This window comes from Paracoccus sp. MA (assembly GCF_020990385.1).
In the GTDB taxonomy this organism is placed as follows: Bacteria; Pseudomonadota; Alphaproteobacteria; order Rhodobacterales; family Rhodobacteraceae; genus Paracoccus.
In genome coordinates, this window is sequence record NZ_CP087599.1 from 477,761 (window position 1) to 494,607 (window position 16,847).

Annotated in this window: 10 protein-coding genes and 2 pseudogenes; 8 read left to right on the plus strand and 4 right to left on the minus strand. The window is 68.4% G+C overall.

What is annotated here, in order from left to right:
• Positions 1-336: 336 nt before the first annotated feature.
• The 6 genes and pseudogenes from LOS78_RS21170 to LOS78_RS21195 all read left to right on the plus strand — a co-directional run bounded on the left by LOS78_RS21170 (position 337) and on the right by LOS78_RS21195 (position 6,704).
• Positions 337-2,601, plus strand: coding sequence for an FdhF/YdeP family oxidoreductase (locus tag LOS78_RS21170; protein ID WP_230378636.1), 2,265 nt, complete (start codon positions 337-339; stop codon positions 2,599-2,601).
• A gap of 18 nt (positions 2,602-2,619) precedes the next feature.
• Positions 2,620-3,456, plus strand: a pseudogene (locus LOS78_RS21175) (cytochrome ubiquinol oxidase subunit I); the annotation flags it as partial.
• Positions 3,455-3,878 (plus strand): annotated as a pseudogene (locus LOS78_RS21180) (Clp protease ClpC); the annotation flags it as partial. The pseudogenes LOS78_RS21175 and LOS78_RS21180, both read left to right, overlap by 2 nt.
• An 82-nt stretch (positions 3,879-3,960) precedes the next feature.
• On the plus strand, positions 3,961-4,992 hold the full coding sequence (locus tag LOS78_RS21185) for a Dyp-type peroxidase (RefSeq protein ID WP_230378637.1): 1,032 nt from the start codon (positions 3,961-3,963) through the stop codon (positions 4,990-4,992).
• A 1-nt stretch (position 4,993) separates the two neighbouring features.
• Positions 4,994-5,791, plus strand: a complete 798-nt coding sequence (locus LOS78_RS21190; RefSeq protein WP_230378638.1) for a family 1 encapsulin nanocompartment shell protein — start codon at positions 4,994-4,996, stop codon at positions 5,789-5,791.
• Between the two features lie 7 nt (positions 5,792-5,798).
• Positions 5,799-6,704 (plus strand): bestrophin family protein, encoded by a 906-nt coding sequence (locus tag LOS78_RS21195; protein WP_230378639.1) that lies wholly within the window; start codon positions 5,799-5,801, stop codon positions 6,702-6,704.
• A 253-nt stretch (positions 6,705-6,957) separates the two neighbouring features.
• Here LOS78_RS21195 and LOS78_RS21200 read toward each other — a convergent pair whose 3' ends face one another.
• Positions 6,958-8,619, minus strand: a complete 1,662-nt coding sequence (locus LOS78_RS21200; RefSeq protein WP_230378640.1) for an OFA family MFS transporter — start codon at positions 8,617-8,619, stop codon at positions 6,958-6,960.
• Positions 8,620-8,938: 319 nt separating this feature from the next.
• Between LOS78_RS21200 and LOS78_RS21205 the strand changes: the two genes are divergently transcribed.
• Both LOS78_RS21205 and LOS78_RS21210 read left to right on the plus strand, forming a co-directional pair.
• A complete protein-coding gene (locus tag LOS78_RS21205; RefSeq protein ID WP_230378641.1) occupies positions 8,939-10,309 on the plus strand; it encodes a sigma-54 dependent transcriptional regulator in 1,371 nt (456 codons plus the stop codon).
• Positions 10,302-12,272 carry an ATP-binding protein gene (locus LOS78_RS21210; RefSeq protein ID WP_230378642.1) on the plus strand — a complete coding sequence of 657 codons (1,971 nt, stop codon included), beginning with the start codon at positions 10,302-10,304 and terminating at the stop codon, positions 12,270-12,272. The genes LOS78_RS21205 and LOS78_RS21210 overlap by 8 nt, the downstream gene beginning before the upstream one ends.
• Before the next feature lie 18 nt (positions 12,273-12,290).
• Here LOS78_RS21210 and LOS78_RS21215 read toward each other — a convergent pair whose 3' ends face one another.
• The 3 genes from LOS78_RS21215 to LOS78_RS21225 form a co-directional block, all read right to left on the minus strand.
• Positions 12,291-13,595, minus strand: a complete 1,305-nt coding sequence (locus LOS78_RS21215; RefSeq protein WP_051476457.1) for a sigma-54 dependent transcriptional regulator — start codon at positions 13,593-13,595, stop codon at positions 12,291-12,293.
• 190 nt (positions 13,596-13,785) lie between these two features.
• Positions 13,786-15,228 (minus strand): NAD(P)(+) transhydrogenase (Re/Si-specific) subunit beta, encoded by a 1,443-nt coding sequence (locus tag LOS78_RS21220; protein ID WP_230375799.1) that lies wholly within the window; start codon positions 15,226-15,228, stop codon positions 13,786-13,788.
• A 13-nt stretch (positions 15,229-15,241) separates the two neighbouring features.
• The gene (locus tag LOS78_RS21225) at positions 15,242-16,816 is read right to left on the minus strand and encodes a Re/Si-specific NAD(P)(+) transhydrogenase subunit alpha (RefSeq protein WP_230375802.1); all 1,575 of its coding nucleotides are present in this window, start codon (positions 16,814-16,816) and stop codon (positions 15,242-15,244) included.
• Positions 16,817-16,847 lie beyond the last annotated feature (31 nt).

Consider the following 16,847-nt stretch of genomic DNA (forward strand, 5'->3'; position numbering starts at 1 on the left):
GCGCGGGGTTTCGTGCAGAGGCAGCGCGGCGGCGGCGGGGAAAAGCCGCTCTCCCTCGGGCTTGGCTGCGATCCCGTCGCTGCATCGGACCGGACGGCCTGCAATCCGAAAGAACCCGTCCGGCATGTTGAAAATGTCTCGCGGCCGGCATCCGTTCTGTCGGCATGACATCCTTCGTATCGCCTTGCGCTGGCGCCGGCATCGCGCCATCGCCACGGCCAGGAGTACCGGACTGATTGTCCGGAATGGACCGACAGGCTGTCCGTTGCAATCGCGGCGCCGGCCTGTTGCCATCGGGGGGCAGGGCCTGCCCGGCCCGACAGGAGAACCGCGCCGATGCCCGACCGCAAGCCCGTCTACAAGGCCTATCATCACCCCGCCGGAGGCTGGGGCGCGGCGGCGGCGACGGCCAAGGTGCTGATGGAGCAGAGCGTGCTGACCAAGGGGTCACGGGCGCTGCTGGCGATGAACCAGCCTGGCGGGTTCAAGTGCCCGAGCTGCGCCTTTCCCGATGCCGATTGCCGCAAGAAACTGGAATTCTGCGAGAACGGCGCCAAGGCGCTGGCGCATGAGGCGACGAAATCCCGCGTCACCCGCGACTTCTTCGCCCGCCACAGCGTCACCGAACTGATGAAGCAGTCGGACTATTGGCTGGAGATGCAGGGCCGGCTGACCGAGCCGATGCGCTACGATCCCGCGACCGACCACTACGTCCCGGTCGGTTGGGACGATGCCTTCGCGCTGATCGGGCGGCACCTGCGCGGCCTCGACAGCCCGCACCAGGCCGAATTCTATACCTCGGGCCGGACGCCGAACGAGGCGGCTTTCCTTTACGCAGTCTTCGTGCGCGAGTTCGGCACCAACAATTTCCCCGACTGTTCGAACATGTGCCACGAGCCGACCAGCCGCGGCCTGCCGCCCGCCATCGGCGTCGGCAAGGGCACCGTGGTCATGGCCGATTTCGAACATGCCGAGGCGATCTTCATCATCGGCCAGAACACCGGCACCAACAGCCCGCGCATGATGACGAACCTGGTCGAGGCGCGTAAACGCGGCGTGCCCATCGTCACCATCAACCCGATGCCCGAACGCGCCCTGATCCAGTTCACCGAGCCGCAGGACATGATCCAGATGGCGACCTTCGGCTCGACCAGGATCTCCAGCGAATTCGTGCAGGTGAGGATCGGCGGCGACCTGGCGATCCTGAAGGGCATGATGAAGGTGATCTTCGAGCGCGACGCCGCGGGCGAGGACGTCATCGACTGGCCCTTCGTCAACGCCCACACCGCCGGCCTGGACGGGGTCCGGGCCGAGGTCGAGGCGCTGGACTGGGCGGAACTGGAGCGGCATTCGGGCATCGACCAGGCGCAGATCCGGCGGCTGGCCGAGATCTATATCCGCTCGAACGCGACGATGATCTGCTACGGCATGGGGGTGACGCAGCACCAGCAGGGCTCGCGGCTGGTGCAGCAGGTGGTGAATCTGCTGCTCTTGCGCGGCAATTTCGGCAAGCCGGGCGCGGGGATCTCGCCGATCCGGGGGCATTCCAACGTGCAGGGCGACCGCACCGTCGGCATCGACGAAAAGCCGTCGCAGGACTATCTGGACCGGCTGGCCGCTGTCTTCGGCTTCGAGCCACCGCGCGAACACGGTCATCACGCCGTCGAGTCAGTCGAGGCCATGCTGCGTGGCGAGTCCAGGGTCTTCATCGGTCTCGGCGGCAATTTCGCCCGCGCCATGTCGGACACCGAGCGGACCTATGCAGCGATGCGCAAGCTCGACCTGACCGTCGGCATCGCGACCAAGCTGAACCGCGGCCATCTGGTCCATGGCCGGGACGCGCTGATCCTGCCCGTGGTGGCGCGTTCCGAGATCGTCCGCACCGCCCGGGGCGAGCAGTTCGTCACCATCGAGGACAGCATGTCCAACGTCACCGCCTCGCGCGGGGTGCTGACGCCGGCCAGCCCCGACTGCCTGCCCGAGGTCGAGATCGTCTGCCGCATGGCCCTGGCGACGCTGCCGGACAGCCGCACGCCCTGGCAGGAATACATCGACGATTACGGCGCGATCCGCGACCGGATCGCCGATGTCTATCCGGCGATCTATGCGGATTTCAACAGTCGCATCAAGGCGCCGCACGGCTTTCATCTCGAGGTGCCGCCGCGCCGGCGCATCTGGGCGACGCCGAACGGCAAGGCGAATTTCCTGCTGCTGCCGGGGCTGGAGGTCAACGACCCCGTGGATGATCCGCAGATGCTGCGGCTGTCGACGATCCGGTCCCACGACCAGTTCAACACCACGATCTACAGCCACAACGACCGCTATCGCGGCATCTACAACGACCGCATGGTGCTGTTCATGAACGGGGGCGACATCGCCGCGCGCGGGTTGCGCGACGGCCAGACGGTGGCGCTGGACACGATCAGCCGCGACGGGCGGCCGCGCCGAGTCGAGGGGCTGACGGTAGTGGAATACCCGATGCCGCGCGGGTCTGTCGCCGGATATTACCCCGAGCTGAATCCGCTTCTGCCGCTTGATTACATTGACCGGATCAGCGGCACGCCCGCCGCGAAATCCATTCCCGTTCGCATCGCCACCTGATCCCCCGGAGGGGCAGCCATGCTTGAACATCGGGACGCCGTGCTCCTGGCCCGCGTGCAATTCGCCTTCACGGTCTTGTTCCACTTCGTGTTTCCGGCCTTCTCGATCGGGCTGGCGAGCTATCTCATGGTGCTCGAGGCGCTTTGGCTGCGCACGGGCAGGGGCGTCTATGCCAACCTGTTCCGCTATTGGCTGAAGGTCTTTTCGGTGGTCTTCGGCATGGGCGTCTTGTCGGGCGTGGTGATGTCCTATCAGTTCGGCACCAACTGGTCGGTCTTTTCGGAAAAGGCCGGGCCGGTGATCGGCCCGCTGATGGCCTATGAGGTGATGACCGCGTTCTTCCTCGAGGCGGGGTTCCTGGGCGTGATGCTGTTCGGGATGAACAAGGTCGGCAAGGGGCTGCATTTCCTGGCCACCTGCATGGTCGTGCTGGGCACGCTGATCTCGGCCACCTGGATCCTGGCGGCGAACAGCTGGATGCAGACCCCGGCGGGCCATCTGCTCACCGAACAGGGGCAGTTCGTGCCGGGGCCGTCCTGGTGGGCCATCATCTTCACCGCAAGCTTCCCGTACCGGCTGGTGCATACGGTCATCGCCGCCTATCTGACCACGGCGCTGGCGGTGGGTGCGGTCGGGGCCTGGCACCTGCTGCGCGGCCGCGCCAATCCCGGCGCGCGCAAGATGTTCTCGATGGCGATGTGGATGGCGGCCATCGTCGCGCCGATCCAGGTCCTGGTCGGCGACGCGCATGGGTTGAACACGCTGGAGCACCAGCCCGCCAAGGTCCTGGCCATGGAGGGCCATTACGAGCCCAGTCCCGAGGGCGCCCCGCTGATCCTGTTCGGCCTGCCCGATCGCCGGCCTGAAGCGCGAGCAGGCCTATGCCGCCTCGCAAGAATTTCGACAAGGCCAAGGAATTCGAGGCCCGGATCGCCGAGCGCGAAAAGGATCTCGAGGAAAAGACCGATGCCTGGCAGGCCCGGGTCGGCTCTTGCAGCGCCGAGGTCCAGGTCGGCGACATCGCCGATATCGTCTCGAAGCTGACCGGGATCCCGGTGAACGAGTTGACGCAGGAGGAAAAGGAAAAGTTGCTGCAGATGGAAAGCCGCCTGCACCAGCACGTCATCGGCCAGGACCGCGCCATCGAGGCGGTCTCGGACGCGGCGCGGCTGGCGCGGGCCGGATTGCGGCAAGGCAGCCGGCCCATCGCCACCTTCCTGTTCCTGGGCCCGACTGGCGTCGGCAAGGCCGAGTTCGCCAAAGCCTTGGCCGGGGTCACGTGCCTATCCGGACGATCTCGGTGCTTTCGCAAGCCGGCCGAATAAGCTTTTCTGATCCCATGCCAGCGAAGGAGAGCCAATGACAACGATTGCCAGCCAGCCCGTCGACGGATCCTTGACCGCCAACGCCGTCTTCCTGACGCTGTCGCTGGACGAGGGCGATGCGGCGGTGCAGACCTTCCGCGACCTTGCGGCCGATCTGCCCGGCCTGATCCGCGCGGTGGGCTTTCGCAACGCCGAGGCGGCGCTGTCCTGCATCATCGGCATCGGTGCCGGGCTTTGGGACCGGCTCGGCATGGGCGCGACGCCGGCCGGCCTGCACCCGTTCCGCGCCATCTCGGGCGTGCATCACGCGCCGGCGACGCCCGGCGACATCCTGCTGCATATCCGCGCCGCGAGGCCGGATTTCTGCTTCGAGCTCGCGCGCCAGATCATGCTGCGCCTCGGCCCGGCCACCACGCTCGAGGACGAGACCCAGGGCTTCAAGTTCTTCGACAACCGCGACCTGCTGGGCTTCGTCGACGGCACCGAGAACCCCGAAGGCGCGGCACGGTCCGAGGCCGTGCTGGTCGGCGACGAAGACCCCGCCTTCGCCGGTTCGAGCTATGTCATCGTGCAGAAATACCTGCACGACCTTGCGAAATGGGAGGCGATGGGCGTGGCCGCGCAGGAACGCGTCATCGGCCGGCACAAGCTTTCGGACATCGAATTCCCCGATGCCGAAAAGGCCAGCTCGGCCCATAACGTGCTGACCAACATCAACGACGCGCAGGGCAACCAGCTGCAGATCCTGCGCGACAACATGCCCTTCGGCAGCCCCGGCCGGGCCGAGGCCGGCACCTATTTCATCGGCTACGCCCGCGAGCCGGGCCGCATCGAGACCATGCTGGAAAACATGTTCATCGGCCTGCCGCCGGGGAATTACGACCGCATCCTCGATGTCTCGACGGCGGTGACGGGCGGGCTGTTCTTCGTGCCGACCGTCGATGTGCTGGAGCGCATCGGTGCCGGCCAGCCCATGGCGCCGGCCGCCGCGCCGGCCGCCGCGGCGGCGCCCGACGGCTCGCTGGGCCTCGGATCCTTGAAACGCCAGACTGGACAGGGGAACTGACATGGACAATCTCTACCGCGAACTGGCCCCGATCAGCAGCGCCGCCTGGGCGCAGATCGAGGAAGAGGCCGCGCGCACGCTGAAACGCTACCTCGGTGCGCGGCGGGTCGTCGACCTGCACGGGCCCGAGGGCTTCGCGCTGTCCGCCGTCGGCACCGGCCATCTGAAGCCCGCGCCGGCGCTGGCCGAGGGCGTCGCCTGCCAGCAGCGCGAGGTGAACCCGCTGGTCGAGCTGCGCGTGCCCTTCACCCTGACCCGCGCCGCCGTGGACGACGTGGCGCGCGGCGCCAACGACAGCGACTGGCAGCCGCTGAAGGACGCCGCGCGCCAGCTTGCCCTGGCCGAGGACCGGCTGGTGTTCCATGGCTATCCCGAGGCCGGCATCAAGGGCATCCTGCCCGAAACCAGCAACCCCGCCGTGCCCCTGCCCGAGGATGTCGCGGACTACCCCGAGGCGGTGGCGCGCGCGGTCAGCGCCCTGCGGCTGGCCGGGGTGAACGGGCCCTATGCGCTGGTCCTGGGAACCGCCGGCTTCACAGCGGCGAGCGGCGGGGCCGAGGACGGCTATCCGGTGCTCAAGCACCTGGAAAAGCTGGTAGATGCGCCGGTGACCTGGAGCCAGGCGCTGCAGGGCGGCGCGGTGGTGACGACGCGCGGCGGCGATTTCGATCTGTGGCTGGGCCAGGACATCGCCATCGGTTACCTGTCGCATGACGCGCAGACGGTGACGCTGTATCTGCAGGAAAGCCTGACCTTCCAGATGCAGACCGCCGAGGCGGTCGTGGTGCTGGAGGCCTGAGACGGCGATGATCCGGCGCTCGCAGCCCAGCCTGCGCGACATCCTGTTCACGGTCCATGGCTCGATCATTCCCTCGATCCTGGGCCGGCTGGCGGCGATCGGGGCGGTGTCGCTGGTGGCGGTGCTGGCAGCCGGGCTGCACCCGGGCATCTTCGCCACGATCAGCGCCTTTCCCTTTACCCTGATCGGCATCGCGCTGTCGGTGTTCATGAGCTTTCGCAACGGCACCTGCTACGCCCGCTGGTGGGAGGGGCGGCAGCTCTGGGGCCAGGTGCTGACCGGCTGCCGCGGCCTGGCGCGGGCCAGCGCCGGCCTGCCGCCCGACTTGCGCGGGCCGCTCTTGCACGCGCTTTGCGGCTTTGCCGCCGGGCTGGCGGCGCGGCTGCGCGGCCGGGACGAGCGCGCCGCCATCGCCCGCTGGCAGCCTGACCTGCCGCTGGCCGGCCGGGTCAACCCGACCGACGCGGTGCTGCGCGAGGCCGGGGCGCGGCTGGCGGCGGCGCTGGGACCGGGCGGGCTGGACCCGATCCGCTGGTCGGTGCTCGAGGGCCATCTGCAGGCGCTTTCGGCGGCCCAGGCCGGCTGCGAGCGCATCGCCACGACGCCGGTGCCCTTCGCCTATTCGCTGTTGCTGCATCGCACGGCGCTGGTGTTCTGCCTGCTCCTGCCCTTCGCGCTGGCGGGGTCTCTGGGCATCTGGACGCTGCTGCCGGTGCTGCTGGTGGCCTATACCTTCTTCGGCCTCGACGCGCTTGGCCACCAGCTCGAGGACCCGTTCGGCCAGACCCCCTATGCCCTGCCCCTCGACGCGCTCGCCCAAACCATCGAAAGGGAGATGATCGAGGCCGCATCAGAACCAGGCGGACCGTATCGTGACGGCGGTGCGGGCGCCGCTTGCCGATCTGCTGGCTGAAATGCGGCGCGGCGGCGGGTCCATCGGCATCACACCGCCGCGATCCCGAGGGCACGAGACATGCACCAGGAGGATCGCGGTGGCATTTCGGGTCATCAACCGCTGTGAATCCTGCCGGCATGGCCCTTGGGCATCGGCATGAAAACCGAGGTTGATCCGGGATGCTTGGCCGTTCGCTTGCGACCTCTCGGCAAGACCGAGCGACGATCGGAAAGCCCTCCCCCGTTGCTGCGCCGGGGGAGGGCCCGCCTTGTCAGTGAAACAGCGCCGCGGTCTTCTGCGCCGTCATCCACACGCCCCAGGCCAGGGGGATGCCAACCGCCGCCCAGGCCAGCAGCGCCGGCAGGTCGAAGCGGCCGCGGTCGATGCCGAAGGTACCGCTTCTGACCTCGGCCGTCTTGTGCTCGCGCGCCTGCAGGGCTGCCAGCTCCTCGGGCTTCATGAACCATTTCTCGTCCAGGGGTCGGACCAGCAGGTTGCAGACCAGCCCCAGCGCCAGGAAACCGGCAAGGATGTACATCGTGTAGTCATAGGCCTGCGCCCGCGGCACGCCGGCGGCGATCTGCGCCTCGCGCAGGTAGTTCACCACCACCGGCCCGACGATGCCCGCCGTGGCCCAGGCGGTCAGCAGCCGGCCGTGGATGGCGCCGACGAACTGCGTGCCGAACACATCCGCCAGATAGGCCGGCACCGTCGAAAACCCGCCGCCATACATCGAGATGATGATGCAGATCATCGCCACGAACAGCACCTGGTTGCCGGAATGCGCCACGCTGGGCGCCAGGGTGTAAAGCGCGATGCCCAGGATGAAGAAGATGCAATAGGTGTTCTTGCGCCCGAACCTGTCCGAGGCCGAGGCCCAGCCCACCCGTCCGCCGATGTTGAACAGCGACAAGAGCCCCGCGAAGCCGGCGGCGATGGCGGCGATGGCGGCCTTCTGCCCGGTGTCGAGCTGGGTGAAGTCCAGGTCCGGCCGTCCGATCAGATGGCCGGCGAAGATCTCCTGCAGCATGGGCGAGGCCATGCCGATGACCCCGATCCCGGCCGAGACGTTCAGGCACAGCACCAGCCAGATCAGCCAGAACTGGCGGGTCTTGTGGGCGTCGCGCAGGTGGACGTGGTGCGGGGTGATCATCGCGGCCTTCCTAGCCGAGACCTTGGGTTGCCAGCCCTCGGGCTTCCAGCCGGCCGGCGGCACGCGATAGGCGAAGGCCCCGGCCAGCATGAAGACCAGATAGATCGCCGCCATGGCGAAGAAGGTCTGCCAGACGCCGACGCCTTGCGCCGACTGGAAATAGTTCATCAGCCGGTCGGCCAGGGGCGCCCCGATCATCGCGCCGCCGCCGAAGCCCATGATCGCCATGCCGGTCGCCAGCCCGCGCCGGTCGGGGAACCACTTGATCAGCGTCGAGACCGGCGAGATATAGCCCAGGCCCAGCCCGATGCCGCCAATGAAGCCCGAGCCGAGCCACATCAGCCAAAGCTGGTGCGTCATCACCCCGATGCCCGAGACGACCATGCCGCCGCACCAGCAGCAGGCCGCGACCACGCCGGCCTTGCGCGGCCCCGCGGTTTCCAGCCAGCCGCCCCAGATCGCGGCCGAGGACCCCAGCAGCACGAAGAACAGCGTATAGATCCAGCCCAGATCGGCGATGCGCCAGTCGCAGCTGGTGGTGAACAGCGCCGAGACCAGGCTCATGCCCTCGCAGGTCACCGGGTCGCTGACGCCGATGGCGCGCGACAGCGGCAGCCAGAACACCGAGAAGCCATAGGCCATGCCGATGCACAGGTGAATCGCCAGCGCGGCGGGCGGCACCAGCCAGCGGTTGAAGCCGGGCTTCGCGATCGTGCGGTCTCGGGACAGCAGGCCGGCGGGAGCGCCGATCTCTGTCCAGCTTTCCTGAAGATCCGTCATGTGTTGTTCCTCCCTGGGCATGCGACCTGGGGCGCGATGCCGCCGGCTCCTCTTCCGGCGTGCGGTCGCAGTCGCGGATGCGCGTGGAAAGGGATGAGGCCAGATCATGGTATTGATATCAATTGACAATATGTCTGCCATGCCTGGACAACCTGTCCCGTGTGTGGCGCCGGGACGCATCGACGGACAGCCTGTCCGCCGCGCCCGGACGCTCTGTCCGTTGACCTGCGCCCCGCCCGGGTCCATCCGGCAAGAGCCGGACGCTTGCCAAGCCGAGCGGGGGAGTGCGACTGTGTTTCTCGGGAGGAAGGGGGGTGTGATGCAGGCGGAAACCGACCCAAGGCCCGGACCGCAAGGCGGGTTCGGCGAGGCGATTGCCCAGGCCACGATTCTGGTCGTCGAGGACGAGCCGGGCATGCGGAATTTCATCGAGCGCATCCTGGCTCCGAAATGCCGGGCCGTGCATCTGGCCGCCAATGCCGCCGAGGCCAGCGCCCTGATCGGCCGGACCGATTTCGACCTGGTCATCCTGGACAACCTGATGGAGGGCCAGCGCGGCGTCGACTGGCTTTCCGAGCAGCGGCGGCTGGGCTTCTTTCCGCCCGCGATCCTGATGACCGCCTATGCCGACATGGAAACCGCCATCCAGGCGCTGCAGGCCGGTGCCTCGGATTTCCTGCTGAAACCCTTTCGCACGAACCAGCTGCTGAACGGCATCACCCGCTGTCTTGAGGGCGAGAGGCTGCGCCGGGAAAACCTGGTGCTGCGCCAGGAATTGCGCAACAGCGTCGACCAGGACCGGCTGCGCAGCGAGCTGGTCGGCGGTTCCCCGGCCATCGAGGCGGTGCGGCAGGTGATCGCCCGGGTCGCCGCCACACCTTCCTCGGTGCTGATCACCGGCGCCTCGGGCACCGGCAAGGAGGTGGCGGCGCGGATGATCCATGCGCTGTCGGACCGCGCCGGCCGCGCCTTCGTACCGGTCAATTGCGCCGCCATCCCCCAGGATATGCTGGAAACCGAACTCTTCGGCCATGTCCGCGGCGCCTTTCCCGGCGCCGAGCAGAACCGCGAGGGCCTGTTCATGTCGGCGCGCGGCGGCACGCTGTTCCTGGACGAGATCGCCGAGCTTTCCGTCGGGCTCCAGGCCAAGCTTTTGCGCGCTATCGAGGATCGTCGCGTCCGGCCGCTGGGGTCCGAGCGCGAGACCCCGGTGGATGTGCGGCTGATCTTTGCCGCCAATACCGATCTCGACAAGGCGGTGGCCGAGGGGCGGCTGCGGGCCGATCTGCTTTATCGCATCAACGTGCTGCATATCGCCATGCCGACGCTGGTCGAACGCGGGCCGGACCTGTTCGACCTGGTGCATCTGTTCATGGCCATCCTGTCGCGGCAGCTTGGCATGCGGCCCGTGCCGATCACCGCCGAGGTGCGGGCGAACCTCGCCACCTATGATTGGCCCGGCAATGTGCGCGAGCTGCGCAATGCCGTCGAGCGCGCGCTGATCCTGGGCCGCTTCCCGCCGCTGGCCGCCCCGTTGGGCCGCCGCGACAGCCAGACCCTGGCCGAGATCGAGCGGCGGGCGATCATGGGCACGCTGGCGGCGCTGGACGGCGACCGCGAGGCGGCGGCGGCGCGGCTGGGCATCTCGCGCAAGACCATCGACCGGCGCCTGGCGGACTGGAATGGCTGAGGCGACCCGCCGCTGGCGTCATTCGGTGCGCTACCGCCTGCTCGCCATCGCGCTTTTGCCGGTGCTGGTGATCCTGCCGGTGTTTTTGGGCATCACCATGCATCAATGGTCGCTCAAGTTCGACCGGCTGTTGACCGCCAAGGTCAACAGCGACCTGACCATCGCCCAGCAATATCTGCAGAGCATCCTGGAAAACGCCGGCGAGCGGATCGAGATGCTGGCGCGCTCCGAGGAATTCGCCCATAGCGCGGACCGGCCGGGCCTGCTGGACCTTTACCGGGTGCGGCTGGGGCTGGATTATCTCTACCTCGCCACGCCGGCGGGCGGGCTGGTCGCCGCCAGCCCGCAGGGCGCGCGTCCGATGAACGTGCCGGGTTCGGGCCCGGTGCGGGGCGCGCGCAACACCCTCGAGGTCTTCGACCAGGCCGCGCTTCGCGCCATCTCGCCCGGCCTTGCCGCCCGGGCCGAGATCGCCCTGGTCTCGGCCGCCCCCCAGCCGTCGCGGCAAAGGGAAACCCGCGGCATGGTGGCGCAATCGGTCGTCGCGGCCAGCGATCCCGAGACCGGCGCGCCGGCAGTCCTGGTGGGCGGCATCCTGCTGAACCGCAACCTGTCCATCATCGACCGCATCAACGAGCTGATCTATCACCCCGACACCCTGCCGCCGGGCGCCCATGCCACGGTCTCGCTGTTTCTGGGCGACATGCGCATCTCGACCAATGTGACGGTGGCGGGCGGGGCGCGGGCGCTGGGGACCCGGGCCTCGGCCATCGTGCGCGACCGGGTGCTTGGCCGGGGCCAGGTCTGGCTGGCCCGGGCGCAGGTGCTGCAGGACCGCTATATCTCGGCCTATGCGCCGATTGAGGACAGCGCGCGCCAGCGCATCGGCATGATCTATGTCGGCATCCTCGACCGCCCCTTCGCCGAGGCCAAGCGCCGCGCGGTGCTGCTGGTCCTGGCCGCCTTCCTGCTGGTGGCGCTGGTCACGGTGCCGGTGTTCCTGCGATGGGCAGGCAGCATCTTCCGCCCGCTCGAGAAGATCGCCGAGACCTTTGCCCGGCTGCGCGGCGGCGACCTTTCCGCCCGCACCGGCGTCACCCGCGGCGCGGACGAGATCGCCGGCCTTGCCATGCTGCTGGACAGGCTGCTGGCGCAGCTGCAGGATCGCGACCGGCAGCTTTGTGCCTGGAACGACGCGCTGAACCAGCGGGTCGAGGAACGCACCGCCGCCCTGCGCCAGGCGGTGCGCGAACTCGAGGCCGCCACGCATCAGCTGGTGCAATCGGAAAAGCTGGCTGCCCTGGGCGAGATCTCGGCCGGCATCGCGCATGAGATCAACAACCCGCTGGCGGTGATCCAGGGCAATCTGGACGTGCTGCGCGAGATCCTGGGCCCGGCCGCCCAACCGGCTGAAACCGAGCTGCGGCTGATCGACGAACAGATCCACCGCATCTCGCAGATCGTGACGCGGCTTCTGGATTTCGCCCGCATGGACGAGCCGGGCGAGGGCGAGCCCGCAACCGATCCGGTGCAGGCGGTCGCGGAATGCGAGCCGCTGGTCCGGCACATGCTGACGCGCGGTGCCGTCACCATGCGCCACGACCTGCGCTCGACGCGGATGGTGCGGATCGGCCGGGTCGCGTTGCAGCAGGTGCTGGTGAACCTGATCGCCAACGCCATCCGCGCCATGCCCGAGGGCGGCGAGATCCGCGTTGCCAGCCGCGACGCGGCTTTCGACGGCGCGCAGGGCGTGTCGCTGGAGCTTTCCGACACCGGCACCGGCATCCCGCCCGAGATACTGGGGCAGATCTTCGAGCCCTTCGTCACCAGCCGCGGCCGCAAGGGCGGCACCGGGCTGGGCCTGTCGATCTGCCGGCGGCTGGTCGAGCGCCAGGGCGGCAGCATCACGGTCGAGAGCGACGCAACCGGCAGCCGCTTCCGCATCTGGCTGCCTGCGGCGTGATCGCGCCGCGCGCGCCGCTTACAGCCCCCAGCGCGCGCATTTCCGCTCGATGGTCTTGCGGGACACGCCAAGCCAATCCGCGGCGCGCGAGCGGTTGCCGCCGGCCAGTTCCAGCGCCTGCAGGATATACCGGCGCTGCACCGCATCCAGCGGCTCGACGTCCTGGGGCGTGGCCGGCCCCAGCGTCTCCAGCGGAAAGCGGCCGAAGATCAGCGACCGTTCGATGAAGTTGCGAAGCTCGCGGATATTGCCGGGCCAGGGGTGGCGCAACAGCGCCGCGCGCACCTGGGTATCGATCGGCAAGGGCTCCAGCCCCAGTTCCGCGGCCAGCCCGGCCATGAAGAAGGCGGCCAGGTCGATGGTATCCGTGCCGCGCAGCCTCAACGGCGGCATCTCGATCTGCAGGACGTTCACCCGGAAGAACAGGTCCTCGCGGAACCGGCCGGCCTCGACCTCGGCCGCGAGCGTCTTTCCGGTGGCAAAGACGAAGCGCAGGTCCAGCGCGATCTCGCGCTCCGCGCCGACCGGGCGGATGGTCTGCTTGTCGAGCACCCGCAGCAGCGCCGCCTGCGCCGGCCTGGGCAGTTCGGCGATCTCGTCGAAGAAGACGGTGCCGCCCTCGGCTGACACGAACAGGCCCGTCCGTCCCTGGTCCGCGCCACGGGGAGCATGGCCGAACAGTTCCGTTTCCAGCATATCGGCGGGGATGGTCGCGCAATTGATCGCGACGAAGGGCCGGTCGGCGCGGCCCGAGAGCGCGTGCAGGAAGCGCGCCGCCTCTTCCTTGCCGGTGCCCGAGCCGCCCGAGATCAGCACCGGCGTCGGCAGCCCGGCCACGCGGCGCAGCCTTTCGCGCACCTCCTCGATGGCGGGCGAACTGCCCAGAAGCTGGCTGCGCTGGCTCAGCCGCGTCCGGTCGAGCTCATGGCGCAGCAGCAGGTTCTCGCGCCGCAGCGAGGCCAGTTCCATGCTGCGCCGCACCGCGTTCAGCACCTGGTTGGCGCGGCAGGGCTTGAGCAGGAAATCCGCCGCACCCGCCCGCATCGCCTCGATGGCGGTATCCAGGTCGGGAAAGGCGGTGATCATGATGGCCTCGAACCGCCAGCCCTGCTTGCGCTGCTGCACCAGCCAGTCGATGCCGCGCGGGCCGGGCATGCGGTTGTCCAGCAGCACGATGTCGAAGCGTTGCTGTTCCAGCATGGCGCCGGCGGTCTCGACATCCGCCGCCTCCAGCACCGCGCGGCAATGGGGCTGCAGCGTCTTGACCAGGAAATTGCGTATTCCCGGCTCATCATCGACCACCAGCACGCTTGCCTGGCGCATCAGCGGGTCGGCTCTGTCGGCGGCGGGCGCCGTCGCCTGGGCTTCCAATGCAACCTCCCGTTCCGTCCGTTCCCTGCGGACGCCTGCCTTTCGTGATACAGCAAGATGTCCCCCGAAACGAGCAAGACTCGCGATGCGCAACCGGACCGGTCTTTTCGGCCCGCCGCTGTTTTCCGCGCGGTTTCCCCCCTCACTCGATCATGGGCAGGAGCTGGTCGATGGATTTCTTTGCGTCGCCGTAGAACATGCGGGTGTTTTCCTTGTAGAAGAGCGGGTTCTCGATGCCGGAATAGCCGGTGCCCTGGCCGCGCTTGCTGACGAAGACCTGCTTGGCCTTCCACACCTCCAGCACCGGCATGCCGGCGATGGGGCTGTTGGGGTCCTCCTGCGCCGCCGGGTTCACGATGTCGTTCGAGCCGATCACGATCGCCACGTCGGTCGAGGGGAAATCCTCGTTGATCTCGTCCATCTCCAGCACGATGTCATAGGGCACCTTGGCCTCGGCCAGGAGCACGTTCATGTGCCCCGGCAGGCGGCCCGCCACCGGATGGATGGCGAAGCGCACGGTCTTGCCCTTGGCGCGCAGCTTGCGGGTCAGCTCCGACACCGATTGCTGCGCCTGCGCCACCGCCATGCCATAGCCCGGCACGATGATGATCTCGTCGGCATCGTTCAAGGCCGCCGCCACGCTGTCGGCGTCGATGGCCACCTGCTCGCCCTCGATCTCCATCGCCGGGCCCGCCTCGCCGCCGAAGCCGCCCAGGATCACGCTGACGAAATTGCGGTTCATCGCCTTGCACATGATGTAGCTCAGGATCGCACCCGAGGAGCCGACCAGCGCGCCCACCACGATCAACAGGTCGTTGCCCAGCGTGAAGCCGATCGCCGCCGCCGCCCAGCCGGAATAGCTGTTCAGCATCGACACCACCACCGGCATGTCGGCGCCGCCGATGCCCATGATCAGGTGATAGCCGATGAAGAAGGCCAGCAGCGTGATCAGCAGCAGCCACGGCACCGCCGGCCCGATCCCGGCGCAATAGAGGATGCCCAGCAGCACCGACAGCGCCGCCGCGCCGGCGTTCAGCATATGCCCGCCCGGCAGCTTGCGGGGCTTGCCGTCGATCTTGCCCGCCAGCTTGCCGAAGGCCACCACCGAGCCGGTGAAGGTCACCGCGCCGATGAAGATGCCCAGGAAGACCTCGACCTTCAGCATGGCGATCTCGGCCGGGGTCTTGTGCGCCAGCACCGCGGCGAAGCCCTCGAAATGCGCGGCGGCATCCGTGGCGCGGGCGCGGATCACCCGCGCCAGCTCGAACTGGGCGTTGAAGCCGATCAGCACCGCGGCCAGGCCGACCAGGCTGTGCATGGCCGCGACCAGCTGCGGCATCTCGGTCATCTGCACCCGCTTGGCCACGACCCAGCCCACGGCGCCGCCGATGGCCAGCATGACCAGCGTCAGCCCCCAATTGCCATAGCCCGGCCCGATCAGCGTCGCGACCACCGCCAGCGCCATGGCCGCGATGCCGTACCAGACCGCGCGCTTGGCGCTTTCCTGGCCCGAGAGCCCGCCCAGGGACAGGATGAACAGCACGGCCGCGACCACATAGGCGGCGGTGGTGAATCCGTATTCCATGCGCCCTCTCCCCTTACGACTTCTGGAACATGGCGAGCATCCGGCGCGTGACCAGGAAGCCGCCGAAGATGTTGACGCCCGCCATCAGCACCGACAGCGCCGCCAGAAGCACCACCAGCCAGCCGCCCGAGCCGATCTGCAGCAGCGCGCCGACGATGATGATCGAGGAGATGGCGTTGGTGATCGCCATCAAGGGCGTGTGCAGCGAATGGCTGACGTTCCAGATCACCTGGAAGCCGACGAAGACCGCCAGCACGAAGACGATGAAATGCGACAGGAAGCTTGCGGGCGCGAACAGCCCCACCAGCAGCATCAGCACCGCCCCCGCGCCGAGCAGCGTCACCTGGCTGCGGGTCTGGGCGCGGAAGGCGGCGATTTCCTGCGCGCGCCGTTCCTCGGGGGTCGGCTCCTTGGGCTTTTCCTTGGGCTTCGCGGCGGCGATGGCCGCGACCTTGGGCGGCGGCGGCGGCCAGGTCACGTCGCCGTCATGGGTGACGGTCGAGCCGCGGATCACGTCGTCCTCCATGTTCTGGACGATGACGCCGTCCTTGCCCGGCGTCAGGTCCGAGAGCATGTGGCGGATGTTGTTGCCATAAAGTACAGAGGCTTGCGCCCCCATCCTCGACGGGAAATCGGTATAGCCGATCACCACCACGCCGTTTTCGGTGACGATGCGCTCGTCCGGGACGGTCAGCTCGCAATTGCCGCCGCGCTCGGCCGCCAGGTCGACGATGACCGAGCCGGTCTTCATCGCCGCGACCATGTCGGCGGTCCACAGCTTCGGCGCGTCGCGGCCGGGGATCAGCGCCGTGGTGATGACGATGTCCATCTCGGGCGCCAGTTCGCGGAACTTCTCGAGCTGCTTTTCGCGGAACTCGGGCGAGGAGGGCGCGGCATAGCCGCCGGTGGCGGCCCCGTCCTGCACCTGGTCCTGGAAGTCCAGATAGACGAATTCCGCGCCCATCGATTCGATCTGCTCGGCCACCTCGGGGCGCACGTCGAAGGCATGGACCTGCGCGCCCAGGCTGACCGCGGCGCCGATGGCGGCAAGCCCGGCGACGCCGGCGCCCACCACCAGCACCTTGGCCGGCGGCACCTTGCCCGCCGCCGTCACCTGGCCGGTGAAGAAGCGGCCGAAATTGTTCGCCGCCTCGATCACCGCCCGGTAGCCGGCGATATTGGCCATCGAGCTCAGCGCATCCATCTTCTGCGCCCGCGAGATGCGCGGCACCATGTCCATGGCGATGGCGGTGACGCCCTGCTCGCGCGCCAGCTCCAGCAGGTCCGGGTTCTGCGCCGGCCAGAAATGCGAGATCAGCACCTGGCCGCGCCGCATCTGCCGCAGTTCCCCGGGCTCGGGCGGCCGCACCTTGACCACCACGTCCACCGCGCCGATCAGCGCCGCGGCGTCCGGCAGAACCGCGACCCCGGCCGCCTCATAGGCCGCGTCCGAAAACCCCGCACGAACCCCGGCGCCCGCCTCGACGTAAACCTCATGCCCAAGCTTCTGCAGATGCGCCGCAGAGGACGGAGTCACCGCAACACGCGCCTCACCCCCAAAACGCTCTCTCAATCCGCCGATCTTCACCAGGCGATCCTTTCCGTAGTCTTCACGCGTC

What these genes read in the sequence shown, in the direction of transcription:
- LOS78_RS21220 (WP_230375799.1), bottom strand. Translation starts at nt 15,228, where the DNA reads ATGGAATACGGATTCACCACCGCCGCCTATGTGGTCGCGGCCGTGCTG.
- LOS78_RS21205 (WP_230378641.1), top strand. Translation starts at nt 8,939, where the DNA reads ATGCAGGCGGAAACCGACCCAAGGCCCGGACCGCAAGGCGGGTTCGGC.
- LOS78_RS21200 (WP_230378640.1), bottom strand. Translation starts at nt 8,619, where the DNA reads ATGACGGATCTTCAGGAAAGCTGGACAGAGATCGGCGCTCCCGCCGGC.
- LOS78_RS21195 (WP_230378639.1), top strand. Translation starts at nt 5,799, where the DNA reads ATGATCCGGCGCTCGCAGCCCAGCCTGCGCGACATCCTGTTCACGGTC.
- LOS78_RS21190 (WP_230378638.1), top strand. Translation starts at nt 4,994, where the DNA reads ATGGACAATCTCTACCGCGAACTGGCCCCGATCAGCAGCGCCGCCTGG.
- LOS78_RS21170 (WP_230378636.1), top strand. Translation starts at nt 337, where the DNA reads ATGCCCGACCGCAAGCCCGTCTACAAGGCCTATCATCACCCCGCCGGA.
- LOS78_RS21215 (WP_051476457.1), bottom strand. Translation starts at nt 13,595, where the DNA reads ATGCGCCAGGCAAGCGTGCTGGTGGTCGATGATGAGCCGGGAATACGC.
- LOS78_RS21210 (WP_230378642.1), top strand. Translation starts at nt 10,302, where the DNA reads ATGGCTGAGGCGACCCGCCGCTGGCGTCATTCGGTGCGCTACCGCCTG.
- LOS78_RS21185 (WP_230378637.1), top strand. Translation starts at nt 3,961, where the DNA reads ATGACAACGATTGCCAGCCAGCCCGTCGACGGATCCTTGACCGCCAAC.